Genomic DNA, 14,800 nt, shown 5'->3' with positions numbered 1-14,800 from the left:
TCCTTGAAATAGTTTATTCGTTGCTATCTGTAAACCTTAGCAGAAGTGGATGTCTTCCTGTACGACGGTTTTATTGCCTTTGCCGACACTGACCGCTTTACTACCGGTCGCATTGCAGCGGAGATTGCGCAGCGTGATGTCGGTTGCGGGCTGTCTGCCGCCAGCAACGTAGACAGCCGACTTGGCGTTCTTGAACCCGAGGATCCGGCCGTTCGCAAGCGCCGCATGGCCCGACTTGTACTGGATCGCCACTGCCGGATTGCCGGCGTAGTCCGTCTCCGGGTCCCCGATGAACAGGAAGCGGTTGACGGCGACGTTGCGGTAGCCGGAAACGACGAGCGCGCGCGGAGCGGACCCCGCATACATGTCCGTGTGGATTGGCGCGACCGATACGAGCCGCTGGGCGAGGATGTTGAATGCCGTCACCGAATCCGGGTCGTCCGCGCTGTGGTGGCCGATGTGCCGGAAGTTGAAGGACCGGTTGTCGTTGACCGACAGGTGCCCCGAGATAAAGACGCCGGTTGCAGCAGAACTTGTCGCGTGCGCTTTGATCTCGACGCCGCCGAAGCAGCGGGCCGTCGAGTTGTTGAGCAGCCAGACAAAACGCGAGCCATCGTCGATTTCGATGCCGTTCGAATTGGAGAAACCCTCCTTATGGGAACGGCCGGACGGGTCGCTGAAATGCGAATTGGAGATGAAAATATAATCGCTGTGGTGCGTCGTCACGCCGTCGTCACCGAAGCCGTGGCCGCTGCAGCCGTCGATCCATACAAAGCGGCTGCCGCCCCGTGCACGCCGTCCGTCGCCGCCGTAATTGTAAAGCGTCGAGGAGACATCGAAACAATGGAGGCCAGGATTTTTGGCGGCGACGTCCTTCGCCCAGCCGTATGTAAGCTTCGCGAATGTCAGGCAGCTGGAGAAATTATTGCCCGCGCTTGTATTTTGCACGTCGCCGAGCCGCTCCACATTCCAATCAAGGCCAATGTTCTCGACAGCGACATGGTGGTTGCCGCGGAACGGATTGGCGTTCATCACCAGGCGTTGGCGCTTCGGCGCAGCATCGTGGAGCCTTAAAATCGTTGCGCCTTTGCCCGATCCGCGCAGCCGCGTCAATGAGGGAAGTTTGATATGGCGGACAACGAAAATGCCCTTCGGCACAAACACATCCACCCGCCCCTTGCCAATGGCGCGCCGGAACGCATCCGTGCAATCCGTCACGCCGTCGCCGACCGCGCCAAAATCTTCGACGTTCACACAGCGCGTCATGCCCTGTTCCAATTTTTCATATTCAGCGTCCAAATGCGGCTTCCATTCCGGAACGACGTCCTCCCCTTCGATCCGTTCCGTATAGCCGTCCGGATCGAACAGATCGTTCAGGGTAGCGAGCGGCGCCCAAATCCGTTCATCCCAGGAATGCTTCCGCCGCCCCGGCATTCCCGGTTCTTTGGCCCGGATCTCATCGAACAGGCTGCGGGTTTCTGCTGTCATGTCCGCGAGCGTAATATCGTCTTTTAGGATCGCCCCGAGCAATTCGCGGTTTTTCCTTGGATCGTGGTATTCACTTAAATGCATCACTCATCACCTCAATGTTCCATACCCTTTTTGGGAATGACTATGTAGGGTTTCGGGTTTTCTTTCATGATACCGTTTTCGTTCCGGGATGGATATTAGGGGAATGCGGTGGTTTTTGGGGATATGAGCGTTCGGTGCCTTGTTATGAGCGTTCAGTCAGAAGTTATGAGCGTTCGAAGCCTCGGTATGAGCGTTCAGTCAGAAGTTATGAGCGTTCGAAGCCTCGGTATGAGCGTTCAGCTTGGAGTTATGAGCGTTCAGCCAAGAGTTATGAGCGTTCAGCCATTTTTCACGCCAATATAAAAAATCCCTCCGCACATTGCGGAGAGATTCATCTCGATCAATATTGGATCAATGTCATGACTTCGTAGCCTTCTAATTTATCGCGGCCATCCAAGTATGTCAGTTCGATCAGGAATGCACAGCCGACAACAACGCCGCCAAGCTGTTCAACCAGGTTGATCGACGCTTCGATCGTGCCGCCAGTTGCAAGCAGATCGTCTGTGATCAATACTTTTTGACCGGGTTTGATGGCATCTTTGTGCATCGTCAAAACGTCTTTGCCGTATTCCAGGCCGTATTCGGCGCGAATCACTTCGCGCGGCAATTTGCCTTCTTTGCGGACAGGGGCAAAACCGATTTCAAGCGCATAAGCGACCGGGCATCCTATGATGAATCCGCGGGCTTCCGGGCCGACAATGACTTCCGCACCGACCGTCTTGGCGTATTCCACCATCTGATCTGTTGCGTATTTATAGGCAGGGCCGTTATCCATGATTGTTGTGATGTCTTTGAAACGGATGCCGGGCTGCGGCCAATCTTCAACAATTGTTACGTACTGCTTTAAATCCATATTTCTTCCTCCTTGGCAGACACCTTCGCGTCAAACCACTGTTTTAAGTCTTTATAAGATGCATACAGCAGCTTCTGTTCCAACGCAATTTGCTGCTGCCGCTTCTTGTAGATCGGCGCTTCAGTCAAATCCCGTTTGCTCGGAGCTTTAGCAATCTCTGTAAGTCCATTGTTAAGTGTAACAAACTCAAGTTCAAAAAACACCTGCAGCATGAAAAATAATGTCTCGCGCGTCCAGCCTTTATGTTTCGCCAGCTCGTCGCAATGCTTTTTGAAGTCGAACGAACCGCGTTTTTTGATGAATGAAAACAGCCACGCGAATTGTTCGCGCGTCGGGATCTGTTCGAAGTACTGCGATTCTTTCGCATAGAAATGGGCATAGATGCGCTGTGGTTGTGTTGATGCCAGGAGTTCCGCAAGCTGTTCTTCCGAATCCGGCAGATCGAGCAGCACCAGGTGCTGCTTCGCCGTTTCGCATTCCGACAGCGTCTCAGGCGTGAAGATAGGCTGCCCGATGAGCGTCTGGAAGACGGCGACTGTTTCAGGATGGAAAGCCACGAACACTTGCCCTTTGTCCGGGATCAGTTTCGACCAGCGGGCTACTTGGCGGATGCCGCGGATATCGAACAATTGCCACTGGTCGGTCCGGACATCCTCGATCATCAATTGCGGCTTTTTGCTGCCGTTCCATTCATTGATCTGCAAGTCGCCGATGACGTCGATCTTGACGTCCGGCGTCAGCTCATCGCCGACAGAGCCGATGCCGAAGCCGACTGCATCGATCTTCGCGTCATTTTGCGCAAGTTCCATTTTCAAATGGTTCTGCGCTGCGCCGATTTTGCGGATCGAGGCGACCGTCACATCGTCCAGGAAAAATTTCGGCTTGGCAAAGCCCATGCCGAACGGCGCCAAAAAGCGCATTGATTCAATTGTTTTGATATCGATTTCGTCGAGCCGGACCGGGATGTCGATTTCCACGACCGGCACCAGGTCCTCTTCGGTCAACGAGACGGCCGCCTGATCGTTCAAGCGGTCGCGGAGTTCGTCGACATGTTCCATCTTGAGCGTCATGCCAGCAGCCATCGGGTGTCCGCCGAAATGCGGAAGGATGTCGCGGTTTTTCGCCAGTTCGTTATACAAATGGAACCCTTCGATGCTGCGGGCCGACCCTTTCGCTTTGCCCGTCTCCGGGTTGAGCGACAGGACGATCGTCGGGCGGTAGTATTTCTCCACCAGTTTCGACGCAACAATCCCGACGACGCCGGGATTCCATCCTTCCTGCGCGACCACGATAACGTGCGGCGCGCCGTCCGGATAGCGTGCTTCGACCTGCGCCGTAGCTTCGTCAGCAATTTGCTTGACGATTGCCTGGCGTTCTTTATTCAAAACATCCAGTCCGCCGGCAAGGCTCCGGGCTTCCGATGGGTCGTCCGTCATGAACAGCCGGACGGCCGGGTCCGCATCCTGCAGACGGCCGATGGCATTGACGCGCGGGCCGAACATAAAGCCGATCGTCTCCTCGGTGATTTCCCGCTGCTTGACGCCGGACACTTCCGACAGGGCTTCGATTGCCGGGCGCGGCGTATTGCGGAGCGCCTCAAGCCCCATCTTGACCATGATGCGGTTCTCGTCATGAAGCGGCACCAAATCGGCGATCGTGCCGATGGCGACCAGTTCAAAGAGATGGTCCGGCACTTCTTCGTACAGCGCTTGCGCCATCTTGAACGCGACACCTACACCGGCGAGTTCGCCAAACGGATATTTACCTTCCGGATGACGCGGGTGGACGATCGCCAACGCGTTCGGCATCGTCTCCCCGATATCGTGGTGGTCGCTGATGATGACGTCAAGGCCGAGGCTGTTCGCAAACTCGACTTCGTCGATGCCGGAGATCCCGTTATCGACGGTGACGATCAGCTTCGCGCCTTCATCAAATGCCTGCTGGAACAATTCTTTATTCGGGCCGTAGCCGTGCTTGAAGCGGTTCGGTATTTTAAAGGAGACGTCCGCTCCAAGGTCTTGGAGCACGGTCATCATGACCGACGTGCTCGTCACGCCGTCCGCGTCGTAATCGCCGTAGACGACGATCTTTTCCTGCTGCTCAATCGCGCGCTGAATCCGATGGACAGCAATATCCATGTCCTTCATCAAGTACGGATTATGTATGCCTTCTATTCCCATATCCATGAATGCGCGTGCTTCCTCGGCAGTGGTAATGCCTCGCGTCACTAATATTTTCGCTAAAACGGATGAAATCGATAATTCCTGTTGGATTGCCTGCACCATGCCCGCGTCGGGAGTGGTCAAGCGCCATCTTTTTTTGGATTCAATCATGCTCTTCACTTCCTCACCGGTACATTATACCGCAAAAAGGGATTGCCCAAAAGTACTTTGGGCAATCCCTTTACAGCTTCCAGCGGAGAATGGCGATGCAACAGTGCATCTTATTCCCGGTCTGCCGCCGGTCTTTCTTCACTTGTGACAACCATCGCTTCCGGCGTGACACCGGCTTTCTGATATTCGGCAATCTCGTTCTGCTGCGTTGCAATCAGCGATTCCTTGACGGCAATCTCTTTTTGCAGCGATTTGACCTTCCGTTTTAAAGCGTACGTCCGGATGATAGAGACCGTTGCGCTCAACAGAACGCCAAGTAGTGCTGATACAAGTATGACAAGAATAAGCGGCCACTGCGCTTCACCGAAGACATAATTCACCGGCACATCGTCGACATTGACCACGGCGAAAATCGCGATGATGACGGCGAATACCAGTCCGAGCAAAATAAGCCATTGAAATTTCATATCCTACAACTCCTTCCGTGTGAGAATAAAAAAAAGAACAGGGTGTTATGAATCCATACCCTGTTCCTTTTCCTTTATAAACTTATACGACAGGCTCGTCAGAACCCCATTTGTTTTTCTCTTCCAATTTCTCGATATCGATCGGGCCTTTTTTGCGGAACTCGCGCTTTTTCAAGACGAGCCACAATTGGGCAGCGATGAAAATCGAAGAATACGTTCCGGCGATCAACCCGATCAATAACGCAATTGAGAAGTTCAGGATCGACGGTGCACCGAAGATCAACAGGGCAACAACCACCAGCACTACGGTCAATACGGTGTTTACCGAACGGCCAAGCGTCTGGCGAAGCGATTTGTTGACGATGATCTCGAGCTGTTCCTCGGAATCGATCTTTTTGATGTGGCGCATGTTCTCGCGGATCCGGTCAAACGTAACGATGGTATCGTTGATTGAATAACCGACGATTGTCAGCACCGCTGCGATGAACGTGACGTCCACTTCAAGCCGCAAGAGGCTGAACACTGCAATGATGAAGAACGCGTCGTGGATCAGCGCGACAACCGACGCGAAAGCCATACGCCATTCAAAGCGCAGGGTCGCATAGATGATGATGCCGATGGCAGCAATCGCAAGTGCATAAAGCGCATTTTTCGCCAATTCCTGTCCGACAGTCGGCGAGACGGTCGAGACATTCGGCTCAACGCCGAACTCTTCAACGGCTGCATTTTTCAGCTCTTCAATCTCTCCCTGGCTGAATTCTTCTGTGTAGCGGGTTACGCCCAGGTTCGAGTCATCTCCCGAGATGACGATATCATCCGATGGGAAACCGGCTTCTTCAAGGAAGCCTTCCACCTGAGCTTTTGTAATAGCTGATTCTGCTGCGATTTCCACGCGTGTCCCTTCAGTGAAATCAATACCTAGGTTCAAGCGGAAAATTCCGATGACAGCCATCCCTGCGATAATCAAGACAAGCGAAATCGCAAAGAATTTATTACGGTTGCCGGCAAAATCAAACCGGTCGAAACGCGTCGACAAGTCGAGGATTTCCAAGTTCTCGCTCTTATCGTGGATCTGCGATTTCCGCAATCCGAACAATCCCGGTTTGGCATCCATTACGCCGCTGCCGACCAGAAGGCCGAGCAATAGGCGCGAGCCCCAGACAGCCGTCAGGAAGCTGACAAGGATCGAGATGATCAACAGTGTCGCAAATCCTTTAACGGAACTTGTTCCGAACCAGAACAAGACGCCCGCTGCGATCATTGTCGTTACGTTGGCATCCAGAATCGCCGAGAACGAGGAAGATGCCCCCGCCTTGAATGATTCCCGCACCGAACGGCCGACACGGAGTTCCTCACGGATCCGTTCATACGTGATGATGTTGGCATCGACTGCCATCCCGACGCCGAGAACAATCGCCGCGATACCCGGCAGCGTCAGAACGCCGCCGATCAATTCGAATACCAAAAGGATCAGGTAGACGTAAACGGAAAGCGTCACGACTGCGATCAGTCCAGGTATACGGTAGAAAATCACCATGAACAGCAGGACAAGCGCAATACCGATTGCCGCAGCGAATACGGTCTGATCAAGTGCCTGTGCACCGAACTGTGCACCGACGGATGTCGAATAGATTTCTTCGAGCGCCACCGGCAATGCACCGGCGTTCAGGATGCCCGCAAGGTTCTGGGTCTCTTCTACAGTGAACGCGCCGGAGATTTCAACAGACGGTGAGTTGATGCGCTGCGAAACGCGCGGATCGGATACGAATTTCGGATCCGGTTTCCCGAGTTCAGCTGCGTATGAATCAACGCCTTCTTCGAAATCAAGCCAAATCACCAACACATTGCTTGGCGGTGGCAATTGCGCAATTTCGCCGGTGATTTCAGCGAATTTGCCCGGGTCGTTCAATTCCAGCGTAACGATCGGCTGGCCATCCTGTCCAAATGTCGCCGTCGCGCCGCCTTGCTTCAAGTCGCTTCCATCCAGCATGACTTCATCTTCGAAGTTGCGGAATGTCAAATTGGCTTCAGTCGAAAGGAGTTCCCGGGCTTGCGCCTGGTCTTCCACGCCAGCCAGCTGCACGCGGATGCGGTCGTCCCCTTCAATTGTGATGACCGGTTCGCTGACGCCGAGCACGTTGATCCGGCTCATCAATGCGTCAGTCGTATCGGACAGGACATCCTGTGTGATCTCCTGCCCTTCTTCAAGCGGTTGTACTTCATACAGGACTTCAAATCCGCCCTGCAGGTCGAGCCCTAATTTAATGTCTTTAGCGATGGGTAAACTCGTGGTGCCAATCAATCCTGCCAGTACGATGACCAGTAAGAAAAAGGCTATGATGCGACCTCTTGCTTTCATATGTAACTATTCCTCCTCGATGTGAAACACACAGCACTTTCATTATGAAACAGGCGTTGATGGGTGTCAAATTGATTTTGGCTTTTTATGGGATGGCCGCAGCAGCTCTTCGAGGTCGGCCATATTGCCTTCGGTGAACCAGCTTCCGCTCTTCAGGCCTTCGACTTGGTTATAGGCGACAAAGTCCGAAGCCCGGATGTCCATGATGTCGTTGACCATCTCGTGGATGCGCATTTCACCGATATCTTTTTTCTTCCATTTTTTCTTTAAGCAATACTGCCAAAGGTCTTCAGTTGTGAATGTATCGTACTGAAAATAATGGAATTCAGCCACTTTGCTTTCAAGCGCTGGCAATACCGCATCGTATTGATCGGTAAATTTTAACATTTCTTGTCTCCTTCCATCCGTTCTTTTCCATTGTAGCCGATTGCGGAAACATTTTGAACATTGGTTTGTTAAAATTTCCTTCTTTTTTGGCATCGCTAAGTTTTTCTATTGCTTAGAGATTGTTGAGCGTGCGATGCTAATATATGATGCTTCTTTAATACCGCTCCGGCCGCTTGGGGCCTGGCTCTCGCGATGAGCCGGGAAGAACGCCCGTCTCTTCGCTTCGCCTAGCCCACTGACGCGCCGGCGCTGGATAGCACTCATGAATCCGGATTCTTAAAAGTGATTGCTTTTTATACCGCTCCGGCCGCTTGGGGCCTGGCTCCTGCGATGAGCCGGGAAAGACACCCGTCTCTTCGCTTCGCCTAGCCCACGGACGCGCCGGCGCTGAAGAGGTCCGAGAAAACAGCAAGTACTATAAATTATCCGCTGATGGTAATGGAGGTGGCGACTCCAGCGGGACAGCGAAGGTGCCGAGACCCTGCAGTCGCGCAGCGACGAAGCGTCTCGGCACGAGCCCGCGGAAAGCGTCCACCGCAATGGACATCAGCAGTTTTTAAGAACAAATATAAATCTATCTTCTATATTCATGGTTTTATTCAAAAAAAATCGCCTTCTGCAAGGAAGGCGAACTTTTCTTAGACGGTCGTTTTAGCTGTGTCCACCACGCGTGCGATTGCTTGGCGCTCGAACTGCATGCGAGTTCCGTCAGCTACTGTGATGTAGATGGTCGTGTCGTCAACTGCATCGACGGTGCCGTGAAGGCCTCCGATTGTGACGATGCGGTCGCCGCGGCGCAATTCCGACTGCATGTTCGCCGTCGCTTTCTGGCGTTTTTGTGCAGGACGGATAATGAAAAGCCACATTAATAGGAACATTAACAATAAAGGTGATAACGCAATAATTGTATCCATTTTTCAATTTCCCCCCTTCGCTGTCTCTTTTTCTAAATCAGAAATTCTTAGCGTTTGGCTTATTGAAACCGTAGGCTTCAAAAAATTCTTCGCGGAAATCTCCCAGGCGGTCTTCGCGGATTGCTTGACGGACCTGCTCCATTAAGTTTAACAGAAAATGAAGATTATGATAACTAGTAAGTCGAAGGCCGAACGTTTCGTCTGCACGCAGCAGGTGATGGACGTAGGCGCGGGAATAATTCGTGCATGTGTAGCAATCGCATTTCTCATCAAGCGGCTTGAAATCATGCTTGAATTTGGCGTTCTTGATGTTCAGGCGGCCTTCGCTTGTCATCAAGGTGCCGTTGCGCGCGATGCGGGTCGGCAGGACGCAGTCGAACATATCGACGCCGCGGATCGAGCCGTCGATCAGAGAGTCGGGCGATCCAACGCCCATCAGGTAGCGCGGTTTATCAGCCGGCATGTGCGGCGTCGTGAATTCCAATACGCGGTTCATGACGTCTTTCGGTTCGCCGACGGAAAGTCCGCCAATCGCATAGCCCGGGAAGTCTAGCGACACGAGGTCCTGTGCGCTTTGTTTGCGCAGGTCTTCGAATTCGCCGCCCTGAATAATACCGAACAAGCCCTGGTCCTCTTTGCGCGCATGCGCTTCGATGCAGCGCTCCGCCCAGCGGGACGTCCGCTCGACGCTTGATTTCATGTACTCATGCGTTGCCGGGTACGGTGGGCACTCGTCGAATGCCATCATGATGTCCGAACCCAAATCGTTCTGGATCTGCATCGCTTTTTCCGGGCTCAGGAACAGCTTGTCGCCGTTCATGTGGTTGCGGAAATGGACGCCTTCTTCTTTGATGTTGCGGAATTCGCTCAGCGAGAACACCTGAAAGCCGCCGGAATCGGTCAAGATCGGACGGTCCCAGTTCATGAATTTGTGGAGGCCGCCCGCTTCTTTGACGACGTCATTGCCGGGACGCAGCCACAAGTGGTACGTATTGCTGAGGATAATGCCCGCTCCCATCGCTTTCAGTTCTTCCGGCGACATCGTCTTGACGGTCGCCTGCGTGCCGACCGGCATGAATGCCGGCGTTTCGAATGAGCCGTGCGGCGTGTGGACGATCCCGAGGCGCGCGCCGGTCTGTTTGCAAGTTTTGATGTGTTCGTACCATACTGCTTGAGTCATTGGTGAGTCTCCTTTTTCTTCGGTTCAATAAACATCGCGTCTCCAAACGAGAAGAAGCGGTAGCGTTCTTGGACGGCTTCGTTATAGGCGTTCAAAATAGCGTCGCGGTTTGACAGCGCGCTGACGAGCATGACAAGCGTCGATTTCGGCAAGTGGAAATTGGTGATCAAGCCGTCGATCGCTTTAAACTCGTAGCCCGGGAAAATGAAAATATCGGTCCAGCCGCTGTCTTCCTGCAGCTCGCCGCCGAAACGATTCGCCACGGATTCAAGCGTCCGGGTCGACGTCGTGCCGACTGAGATGACGCGTCCGCCGTTCTTTTTCGTATTGTTGATGAGGTCTGCCGTGTCCTGGTTGATGCGGTAGAATTCGGCGTGCATTTCGTGGTCTTCTATCGAATCGACCGAAACTGGACGGAACGTGCCAAGACCAACGTGAAGCGTGATGAAGGCGATGTTGACGCCTTTCGCGCGGATTTCGTCCAGCAGGCTCTCCGTGAAATGAAGGCCGGCAGTCGGCGCTGCAGCGCTCCCCCGCTCTTTCGCAAACACCGTCTGGTAGCGGTCCTGGTCTTCCAGTTTCTCGCGGATATACGGAGGCAATGGCATTTCACCGAGCTGGTCGAGGATCTCGTAGAAGATGCCGTCGTAGATCATCTTGAAATGGCGTCCGCCGTGGTCCAAGAGACCGACGCATTCCGCTTTCAACAAGCCTTCGCCGAATGAAATCACTGTGCCGACTTTCACTTTCTTCGCCGGTTTCACCAGCGTTTCCCAGACGTCTTCCTCGATTTGCTTCAAGAGCAGCAATTCGATGTTCGCGCCGGTGTCTTCTTTCGTGCCCATTAGGCGCGCCGGCAAGACGCGCGTATCGTTCAACACCAGCGTGTCGCCTGCGTGGAGGTGTTCGATGATGTCGCGGAAATGGCGGTGTGTGACTTCGCCGGATTCCTTGTCCATAACTAAAAGGCGGCTCGACGTACGGTCAAGCAGCGGCGTCTGGGCAATCAGGTCTTCCGGCAATTCGAAATCAAAATCATTTACGTTCATGTTAAAACTTCCTTTATTTAGATTCAGGCATTTCCATATTGAAATGCTCATAGGCGGTATGGGTGACAACGCGGCCTCTCGGGGTCCGCTGAATAAAACCGATCTGCAGGAGATACGGTTCGTAGACGTCTTCGATCGTCGTCGATTCCTCGCCAATGCTCGCAGCAATCGTATCAAGGCCGACCGGGCCGCCGCGGAACCGCGTGATCATGCCCATCATCAGCTTGTGGTCGATGTGGTCGAGGCCGAGCGGGTCGACCTGCAGCATCTCAAGCGCTTGTTCGGCGATGGTTTCGGTGATCGTGCCGTTGCCGCGCACCTGCGCAAAATCGCGCACGCGCTTCAAGAGGCGGTTCGCGATTCGCGGGGTCCCCCGGCTTCGACGTGCGATTTCAACCGCTGCGTTCGGGGCGATGTCCGCCTCGAACAATTTCGAGCTCCGTTCGACGATGTCCGTCAGTGATTCCGTGTCGTAATAGTCGAGCCGCGCGTGCACGCCGAAACGGTCGCGCAGCGGCGCAGACAGGGCGCCTGCGCGCGTCGTCGCACCGATCAAGGTGAACGGCGGGAGATCCAGCCGCACCGAGCGCGCGGTCGGGCCTTTGCCGACGACGATGTCGAGGCAGAAATCCTCCATCGCCGGGTACAGCACTTCTTCGATCGAGCGGTTCAGGCGATGGATCTCGTCGATGAACAACACGTCTCCGGGTTCAAGCGACGAGACGATCGCCGCCAGGTCGCCCGGGCGTTCGATCGCCGGACCGCTCGTCATTTTCACGCCGACTTCCATCTCGTTCGCGATAACCGCAGCAAGCGTCGTCTTCCCGAGTCCGGGAGGCCCGTACAACAGGACGTGGTCCAGGCTTTCCTGGCGCATCTTCGCCGCTTCGATGAAAATCTCGAGGTTGTGCTTTACTTTTTGCTGGCCGATATATTGGGATAGGAATTGCGGGCGCAGCGACTGTTCAAAGCGCTCGTCAAATTCCGATATTTCGCCGCCGATTACACGTTCTTCCATGCCGTTCGCCTCCCTTTCATCAAGATTGTTTCAATAATAATTGCAAGGCCTTCTTCATATAGCCTTCCGTATTCAAGTCCAGGTCTTTCAGTTTCGGTTTCACTTTTGCGATTTCGCGTTCCGAGTAGCCGAGGGCGCCAAGGGCGAGCATCGCTTCTTCGAGTTCGATGTCGTCATCCGACAGCAAGCCCGGCGCATCGTTCGAAAGGAACGGCGCATCGAAAAACTCTGCCAGCTTGCCTTTCAAATCGAGGATCATCTGCCGCGCGGTCTTTTTGCCGACGCCCGGGAATTTCACGAGGTACGACTCGTCTTCCCGTTCAATCGCTTCGATGACGTGCTGCGGCTCGCCGCTCGCTAGGATGGCGAGTGCCCCTTTCGGTCCGATGCCCGACACCGAGATGAGCTTGCGGAACAATTCCCGCTGCTCGAGCGTCGGGAAGCCGAACAGGAGATGCGCATCTTCCCGCACATGGTGGTGCAGGAACACCTGCAATTCCTCGGTGCCGAACGAGTACGGGTTCGGGGCGAAGATCTGCCAGCCGACCCCTTGCTGTTCCACTACCAAATATTCAGGCGTCACGCGTGTGACGACCCCTTTTATGTAATCATACATGGACGTTCGCTCCTTCAATTTAACCTATTGATTATAGCATATTTGTTCGCCTTATACGAAATAAACCCGTTCGGAATTTGTCCGTGGTAAGATAAGATTATTATATTGAGAAAGCTGGGATTTCTTTATGAAAAAACTTTACGGCGAACAGCGCCGCCAGATTTTATTGGAGAAATTAAAGACGGCAGGAGCTCCCCTGACCGGCGGCGAACTCGCAACATTTGCGGGCGTTTCGCGCCAGGTCATCGTCAGCGACATGACGCTTCTGAAAGCGCGCAGCGAACCGATCCTCGCGACGAGCCAAGGCTATCTATACATGGACCAAGGAGCGGCCACCGGAGCGAGCCGCCAGATCGCCTGCCGCCACCTGCCGGACGAGACCGAAGAGGAACTGCTGATCCTCGTCGGCGCGGGCGCAACGGTCAAGGACGTCTCGGTCGAGCACCCAGTGTACGGCGAACTGACGGCGGGCATCCACGTCTCGAATGCTGCGGAAGTCGGCGTGTTCATGGAACGCGTGCGCGCCACCGGGGCGAGCTACCTGCTCGAACTGACGGACGGAACGCACCTCCACACCATCACCGGGCCGACTGAATCCGTGCTCGACGCGGCAGTCGACGCGATGCGGAAACACGGGTTTTTGCTGGAGGATACGGAATAGGGTTTATAGAAGGAGCGCGGAATCTTTATGGATTCTGCGCTTTTTTTGTTGGGGGATTTTTTGGGTGCGGTTTATCTGCGATATTAGGGATTTATCTGCGGTTTTATAATTTTATCGGCGATTCTCACGATTTATCGGCGATATTTCGGATTTATAGGCGATTCGCCCTTTTCCGCGGCTTTCTCCAAAACCTTAATCCCTCCGAATGCCGGCTTTTCGCAAGCGAAAAGCGAAAATGCAACTTTACTTGCAGTATTTTAAATTTACTTGCAGTATCCCATATTTACTTGCAGTATCCCATATTTACTTGCAGTATTTCATATTTACTTGCAGTATTTCATATTTACTTGCAGTATTTCTAATTTACTTGCAGTATTCCATATTTACTTGCAGTATTTAAAATTAACTTGAAACATTCCTCCTTTTACTTGTGCCACACCCAATATGCGGCACCCTCCTTTATTCCATCCCCCGCCCACAAAAAAAATCCCGCAGCACCCAGGCTGCGGGACAGATCTTACGAATTCTTATAGACATAATACGAGCCGAGCGTCTTGACTTCGCAGCCGATCGCTGCGAGTTCCTCAAGGGCGCCGCGCATCATCGTCGCGCTTTCGTCTTCGAGCACATCGACGATGAAGAAATAGTCGCCGAGCCCGGTTTTCAGCGGGCGCGACTCAATTTTGCTCAAGTTGAGCTGGCGCCACGCGAAGACGGACAGGATCTGGTGCAGCACACCCGACCGGTCGTCTTTCGGCGGCGAGATCATGAGCGTCGTCTTGATCTGGTCTTCGTGCCCCGGAATCTCCAGTTTGTGGTCCGTTTTCGACAACACGAAAAAGCGCGTGTGGTTGAAATGGAAATCGTGGATGTCCCGGTGCAGGATCGTCAAGCCGTATTTTTCGGCCGAGAATTCATTGCCGATCGCCGCAATGGGGCGCTCCGGAAGCTCCGACACCATCTTCGCCGCCGCCGACGTCGAGCTGTACTGCTCGAGCGGCGTGTTGCGATAAGTGTAAAACAGGAATTTGTGGCTCTGCGCGAGCGCCTGCGGATGCGAATAGATCGCTTCGAAGGACTCGGCATCGGCGTTTTCCGGATGCACCAGGAAATGCTGGCCGATCGGCGAAAGCACTTCCGCGGTCACGTACAATTGCGCTTCGTGGAATAAATAATCGACGGTCAATGACACGGATCCTTCAAGTGCATTTTCAAGCGGCACAACCGCGTACTCGACGCGGCCTTCCGCCACTGCTTCGATGCATTCGGGAATCGTGGGAAATGGCACGAGCGCCCCTTCCGGAAACACCCGGGCTGCCGCCAAATGGGTGAATGAGGCTTCGGGCCCCAAATAAGAAATCCCGTTTTTCACATGTTTTTCTGCCATTTTA

The 14,800-nt window shown here is 53.8% G+C and carries 13 protein-coding genes; 1 reads left to right on the top strand and 12 read right to left on the bottom strand.

From position 1 onward, the window contains the following. Positions 1-36 precede the first annotated feature (36 nt). The 11 genes from ACFSDB_RS13840 to ruvA form a co-directional block, all read right to left on the bottom strand. Positions 37-1,572 (bottom strand): glycosyl hydrolase family 28-related protein, encoded by a 1,536-nt coding sequence (locus ACFSDB_RS13840; RefSeq protein WP_204890386.1) that lies wholly within the window; start codon positions 1,570-1,572, stop codon positions 37-39. A gap of 340 nt (positions 1,573-1,912) precedes the next feature. Continuing rightward, positions 1,913-2,425, bottom strand: a complete 513-nt coding sequence (locus ACFSDB_RS13835) for an adenine phosphoribosyltransferase (RefSeq protein WP_204890385.1) — start codon at positions 2,423-2,425, stop codon at positions 1,913-1,915. Further along, positions 2,416-4,758, bottom strand: a complete 2,343-nt coding sequence (recJ, locus tag ACFSDB_RS13830; RefSeq protein WP_204890384.1) for a single-stranded-DNA-specific exonuclease RecJ — start codon at positions 4,756-4,758, stop codon at positions 2,416-2,418. The genes ACFSDB_RS13835 and recJ overlap by 10 nt, the downstream gene beginning before the upstream one ends. Before the next feature lie 110 nt (positions 4,759-4,868). Beyond that, positions 4,869-5,225 carry a LapA family protein gene (locus ACFSDB_RS13825; RefSeq protein ID WP_204890383.1) on the bottom strand — a complete coding sequence of 119 codons (357 nt, stop codon included), beginning with the start codon at positions 5,223-5,225 and terminating at the stop codon, positions 4,869-4,871. 82 nt (positions 5,226-5,307) lie between these two features. Then, positions 5,308-7,584: a protein translocase subunit SecDF gene (secDF, locus tag ACFSDB_RS13820; protein ID WP_204890382.1), complete on the bottom strand. Its 2,277-nt coding sequence runs from the start codon at positions 7,582-7,584 to the stop codon at positions 5,308-5,310. Between the two features lie 66 nt (positions 7,585-7,650). Further along, the gene (locus ACFSDB_RS13815) at positions 7,651-7,971 is read right to left on the bottom strand and encodes a post-transcriptional regulator (RefSeq protein WP_204890381.1); all 321 of its coding nucleotides are present in this window, start codon (positions 7,969-7,971) and stop codon (positions 7,651-7,653) included. A 638-nt stretch (positions 7,972-8,609) separates the two neighbouring features. Further along, entirely contained in the window at positions 8,610-8,885 is a 276-nt protein-coding gene (yajC, locus tag ACFSDB_RS13810; RefSeq protein ID WP_204890380.1) for a preprotein translocase subunit YajC, read from the bottom strand. A 37-nt stretch (positions 8,886-8,922) separates the two neighbouring features. After that, the gene (gene tgt / locus ACFSDB_RS13805) at positions 8,923-10,065 is read right to left on the bottom strand and encodes a tRNA guanosine(34) transglycosylase Tgt (protein WP_204890379.1); all 1,143 of its coding nucleotides are present in this window, start codon (positions 10,063-10,065) and stop codon (positions 8,923-8,925) included. Further along, positions 10,062-11,114 carry a tRNA preQ1(34) S-adenosylmethionine ribosyltransferase-isomerase QueA gene (gene queA / locus ACFSDB_RS13800; protein WP_204890378.1) on the bottom strand — a complete coding sequence of 351 codons (1,053 nt, stop codon included), beginning with the start codon at positions 11,112-11,114 and terminating at the stop codon, positions 10,062-10,064. Before queA ends, tgt begins: the two co-directional genes overlap by 4 nt. 13 nt (positions 11,115-11,127) lie before the next feature. Next, positions 11,128-12,132 carry a Holliday junction branch migration DNA helicase RuvB gene (gene ruvB, locus ACFSDB_RS13795; protein ID WP_204890377.1) on the bottom strand — a complete coding sequence of 335 codons (1,005 nt, stop codon included), beginning with the start codon at positions 12,130-12,132 and terminating at the stop codon, positions 11,128-11,130. A 19-nt stretch (positions 12,133-12,151) separates the two neighbouring features. After that, positions 12,152-12,748, bottom strand: coding sequence for a Holliday junction branch migration protein RuvA (gene ruvA, locus ACFSDB_RS13790; RefSeq protein WP_204890376.1), 597 nt, complete (start codon positions 12,746-12,748; stop codon positions 12,152-12,154). Positions 12,749-12,875: 127 nt separating this feature from the next. Here ruvA and ACFSDB_RS13785 point away from each other — a divergent pair, with 127 nt between their 5' ends. Next, positions 12,876-13,409, top strand: coding sequence for a transcription repressor NadR (locus ACFSDB_RS13785; RefSeq protein ID WP_204890375.1), 534 nt, complete (start codon positions 12,876-12,878; stop codon positions 13,407-13,409). 517 nt (positions 13,410-13,926) lie between these two features. Here ACFSDB_RS13785 and pheA read toward each other — a convergent pair. Further along, positions 13,927-14,796 (bottom strand): prephenate dehydratase, encoded by an 870-nt coding sequence (gene pheA / locus ACFSDB_RS13780; RefSeq protein WP_204890374.1) that lies wholly within the window; start codon positions 14,794-14,796, stop codon positions 13,927-13,929. Positions 14,797-14,800 lie beyond the last annotated feature (4 nt).

The sequence above is a fragment of the Planococcus chinensis genome, assembly GCF_042681545.1.
In the GTDB taxonomy this organism is placed as follows: Bacteria; Bacillota; Bacilli; order Bacillales_A; family Planococcaceae; genus Planococcus; species Planococcus chinensis.
The sequence above is the reverse complement of the archived record's forward strand: the minus strand, read 5'-3'. Positions and strand labels throughout refer to the sequence as shown.

What these genes read in the sequence shown, in the direction of transcription:
- ACFSDB_RS13785 (WP_204890375.1), top strand. Translation starts at nt 12,876, where the DNA reads ATGAAAAAACTTTACGGCGAACAGCGCCGCCAGATTTTATTGGAGAAA.
- ACFSDB_RS13840 (WP_204890386.1), bottom strand. Translation starts at nt 1,572, where the DNA reads ATGCATTTAAGTGAATACCACGATCCAAGGAAAAACCGCGAATTGCTC.
- ruvB (WP_204890377.1), bottom strand. Translation starts at nt 12,132, where the DNA reads ATGGAAGAACGTGTAATCGGCGGCGAAATATCGGAATTTGACGAGCGC.
- ruvA (WP_204890376.1), bottom strand. Translation starts at nt 12,748, where the DNA reads ATGTATGATTACATAAAAGGGGTCGTCACACGCGTGACGCCTGAATAT.
- ACFSDB_RS13815 (WP_204890381.1), bottom strand. Translation starts at nt 7,971, where the DNA reads ATGTTAAAATTTACCGATCAATACGATGCGGTATTGCCAGCGCTTGAA.
- tgt (WP_204890379.1), bottom strand. Translation starts at nt 10,065, where the DNA reads ATGACTCAAGCAGTATGGTACGAACACATCAAAACTTGCAAACAGACC.
- recJ (WP_204890384.1), bottom strand. Translation starts at nt 4,758, where the DNA reads ATGATTGAATCCAAAAAAAGATGGCGCTTGACCACTCCCGACGCGGGC.
- ACFSDB_RS13825 (WP_204890383.1), bottom strand. Translation starts at nt 5,225, where the DNA reads ATGAAATTTCAATGGCTTATTTTGCTCGGACTGGTATTCGCCGTCATC.
- secDF (WP_204890382.1), bottom strand. Translation starts at nt 7,584, where the DNA reads ATGAAAGCAAGAGGTCGCATCATAGCCTTTTTCTTACTGGTCATCGTA.
- ACFSDB_RS13835 (WP_204890385.1), bottom strand. Translation starts at nt 2,425, where the DNA reads ATGGATTTAAAGCAGTACGTAACAATTGTTGAAGATTGGCCGCAGCCC.
- pheA (WP_204890374.1), bottom strand. Translation starts at nt 14,796, where the DNA reads ATGGCAGAAAAACATGTGAAAAACGGGATTTCTTATTTGGGGCCCGAA.
- queA (WP_204890378.1), bottom strand. Translation starts at nt 11,114, where the DNA reads ATGAACGTAAATGATTTTGATTTCGAATTGCCGGAAGACCTGATTGCC.
- yajC (WP_204890380.1), bottom strand. Translation starts at nt 8,885, where the DNA reads ATGGATACAATTATTGCGTTATCACCTTTATTGTTAATGTTCCTATTA.